Annotated in this window: 5 protein-coding genes; all 5 read left to right on the forward strand. The window is 70.8% G+C overall.

Annotated elements, in window-relative coordinates; translation table 11 throughout:
- Positions 1-940 (forward strand): molybdopterin dinucleotide binding domain-containing protein (locus G6038_RS30435; protein WP_276613930.1); only part of this gene is annotated, 940 nt, incomplete at its 5' end.
- A complete protein-coding gene (locus tag G6038_RS30440) occupies positions 937-1,425 on the forward strand; it encodes a hypothetical protein (protein ID WP_165042600.1) in 489 nt (162 codons plus the stop codon). The genes G6038_RS30435 and G6038_RS30440, both read left to right, overlap by 4 nt.
- Positions 1,426-1,528: 103 nt before the next feature.
- A complete protein-coding gene (locus G6038_RS30445) occupies positions 1,529-2,341 on the forward strand; it encodes a cation:proton antiporter (protein WP_165042602.1) in 813 nt (270 codons plus the stop codon).
- A gap of 55 nt (positions 2,342-2,396) precedes the next feature.
- Positions 2,397-2,954, forward strand: a complete 558-nt coding sequence (locus G6038_RS30450) for a YetF domain-containing protein (RefSeq protein WP_165042604.1) — start codon at positions 2,397-2,399, stop codon at positions 2,952-2,954.
- Between the two features lie 7 nt (positions 2,955-2,961).
- Positions 2,962-3,505 (forward strand): DUF2254 family protein (locus G6038_RS30455; RefSeq protein ID WP_165042606.1); only part of this gene is annotated, 544 nt, incomplete at its 3' end.

Here is a 3,505-nt window from a genome sequence, read left to right on the forward strand (position 1 = left end):
ACCCGGGCAGGCCCGCCCCGATCTCGAGATCTTCCTCGACTACGCGCACCGGATCGGGTTGCAGGACAAGGACGGGCAACCACTGGTCAGGTGGTCCACGCCGGAGGAGGCGTTCGAGGGGTGGAAGCGGTGCACGGCGGGGCGGCCGTGCGACTACACCGGGCTGTCGTACGACAAGCTCCGCGGTGGCAGCGGCATCCAATGGCCCTGCAACGACGAGCACCCCGACGGCACCGAACGCCTCTACATCGACGGGAAGTTCTGGAGCGCACCGGACTACTGCGAGAGCTACGGCCGCGACATGGTCACCGGCGCCCCGCTCGAGCCGACCGAGTACCAGGCGATGAATCCGTTCGGCAAGGCGGTGATCAAGGCGGGCGAATACCTGCCTCCGCACGAGGTGGTCTCCGAGGAGTTCCCCTACCTGCTCACCACCGGCCGGACGCTGTACCACTTCCACACCCGCACCAAGACCGGGCGCGCACCCCAGTTGCAGCACGCGGCACCGGAGGTATGGGTGGAGATGTCCGCCTCCGACGCCCAGCGGCACGGGTGGGGGGAGGGCGACCTGCTGCGCATCACCACCCCGCGGGGCCGGGTGGAGGCGCGGCTGCGGATCAGCGGCATCCGTCCCGGCGTGCTGTTCCTGCCGTTCCACTACGGCTACTGGGACACCCCCGGCGGGCACGAGCCGGGCAGTGCCGAGGGCCGGGCCGCCAACGAACTGACCGTCACCGACTGGGATCCGGCCTCCAAGCAGCCGCTGTTCAAGACCGGCGCCGCCCGTGCCGAGCGCCTCCTGGCCGGCGACGGCACGCCGTCCGCCGCGCCGACGACCACCGCGTCGCAACCCGTGGCCGCAGGCATTCCGGAGACCGTGGGCGGTTCCGCGGCCACCGCGACCGAGACGGTCGTCGACACGGACGGAGGCGCATCGTGAACAAGGTGGGTCCGGCGATCCGGGAACTGCATCGCGCCGAGAACGACCTCGCCGGGGAACTGCTGCAGGTCTCGGACCGGCAGAAGGCCGATCATGAGATCTTCTACCTGGGACGTGATCTCGCACGCTGGTCCCAGCAGCACGTGCGCGAACTCGCTCGGGTCGGGCGGGACTACGGGCTCGACCTCGACGCCGAGCCCGAGCAGGACCATGCGATCCTGGCGCGACTGCGGCAGAAGGGCAGCGAACTGCTCGGCCGGCACCACGAGCCCGGTCTGCTCCTGCTGCACGACCTGCGCGAGATCCACCGGATGGCGGCCGGGGTCTCGCTGGACTGGGAGATCCTGGCCCAGACCGCGCAAGCCCTGCAGGACCGGGAACTGCTCGCCACGGCCGAGCGCTGCCATCCGCAGACGCTGCGCCAGTTGCGTTGGGCCAACGCGAAGCTCAAGGAGAGTGCCGCTCAGATCATGGTCACGGGCTGAGCTTCGCGATCGGTGGCCGGATTCGAGGCTTCCTCTGCCCTGCGCTGGGCATGATCGGTGCCGAGAGGATTGACGGTGCCGGTCTCCGGGCAACTCTGCACACATGATTCTCGACATCGTTCTCACCACGGTGGGGGTGCTGGGGGCCGGTGTGGCGGCGTTGTCGGCGAAGATGCGCCGTCTTCCGCTGTCCGAGCCTCTGCTCGGGCTGGCAGCGGGTGTGCTGCTCGGGCCGTACGTGCTCGATGTGCTGCCCCTGCCGCCCTTGACGGCCGAGCAAGGGCTGTTGCACGAGACGAGCCGGATCCTGCTGGCGATCTCGGTGATGGCGGTGGCGCTGCGGTATCCGATCACCGAGGTGCGCCGGCAATGGCGGCCGGTCGCGGTATTGCTGGCCGTGGCGATGCCGGGGATGGCGGCGGTCACCGCAGGGTTCGGGTGGGCGTTGCTGTCCGTGCCGGTGGCTACGGCTGTGTTGCTGGGCGCGGCCCTGTGCCCGACCGATCCGGTCCTCGCCTCGAACGTCGTGACCGGGGAGGCCGCCGAGAAGGATCTGCCCGCCCGGAACCGGCAGATCCTTTCGCTCGAGTCCGGAGCGAACGACGGTTTGGCGTTGCCACTGGTGCTGGGGGAGAGGTACGGGGCCACGGATACGGCGCCCGCACTGTTCTTCACCGTGGTACTCGCGTTGGGCATTCTGGGCGTGGCCGGGTTGATCCACGTCGACGCGGTGTCGGCGCTGTTCTCTCTGACCCTCGAGGCCGAGCGGATGGGCGCGGACGAGACGGTGCTCGCCGCGGGATCGCTGGTGCCGGCGGCGAGCACGGTGGTTTTCGGCGTCACGGCGGTGGCCGGCCGAGTGCTGTACCGGCGTGCCACGGTTTCGGCGGCGCGGTCCCCCGACCGGCACCGGTGAGTGCCGGTCGATTCCGAGTGCGATTGCCGGGGCGCTCCCGGGGTATACGCGGAAGATGTGGTTCGGGGCGTGGTCGGAGTTGGTGCGGGTGCTGTTGGTGGGCTCGGCGGCGTACGTCGCCCTGGTGGTCGTGCTGCGGGTGTCCGGCAAACGGACCTTGGCCAAGCTCAACGCGTTCGACCTGGTGGTCACCGTCGCCCTGGGCTCGACCCTGGCGACGATCCTGCTCAGCTCGGACGTGTCCTGGGCCGAGGGGACCGTGGCATTGATTCTGCTGGCCGCCCTGCAGTACCTGGCCGCGATGGTGTCGTCCCGCTGGCCCCGAGGCCGCACCGTCCTCACCGCCCGGCCCACCGTCCTCGTCGAGCACGGCACCGTGCTCGAGGCGGCGCTGCGCCAGCAGCGAGTCAGCCCCGCCGAGGTCCGTCAGGCGATCCGCGCCTCCGGCGCCGGCGACCTCAGCCGGGTTGCGGCCGTGGTGCTCGAGACCGACGGCAGCCTCAGCGTCATCGGTCGCGAGCAGTTCGGCGACGGGTCGGCACTGCAGGATGTGACCCGCCCCGGCCAGCACGCTCGGCCCCGGGGATCCACGATCGCCGACGGCACCGAGTGAGCCTGCGATGCCCCACGACGACACCGGGAGCCGAGCGAGACGGGGACCGGTCTCCGCCGTGCTGAAGCGTCGGCAGGTGCTCGTCGAGGCGGTGCGCTCGCGGCTGTGGCCCGTCCCGGCGGCCGCGGTGCTGCTGGCCGTGCTGGCCGGCATCGGCCTGCCCGAGCTCGACGCCGCCGTCGATGCCCGGCTGCCACCGTCGGTGGCGGGATACCTGTTCGGGGGCGGTGCCGACGCGGCCCGCGAGGTACTGAGCGCGATCGCCGCCTCGTTGATCACCGTCACGTCGCTGACGTTCTCGCTGACGCTGGTGACCCTGCAGCTGGCCAGCAGCCAGTACTCCCCGCGGTTGCTGCGCACCTTCGCCGCCGACCGTGTCGTCCAACGCACCCTGGCGCTGTTCCTGGCGACGTTCACCTACGCACTGACCGTGCTGCGCACCGTCCGCAGCGACACCGACGACGCCGACGGCACCGCGTTCGTCCCGCAGATGGCGATGACGACGGCCTACCTGCTGACGGTGGCCAGCGTCCTCGCGCTGGTGCTGTTCC

Origin of the sequence: Rhodococcus sp. 14C212 (genome assembly GCF_011058195.1) — a bacterium.
Taxonomy (GTDB): Bacteria; Actinomycetota; Actinomycetes; order Mycobacteriales; family Mycobacteriaceae; genus Rhodococcus; species Rhodococcus aetherivorans.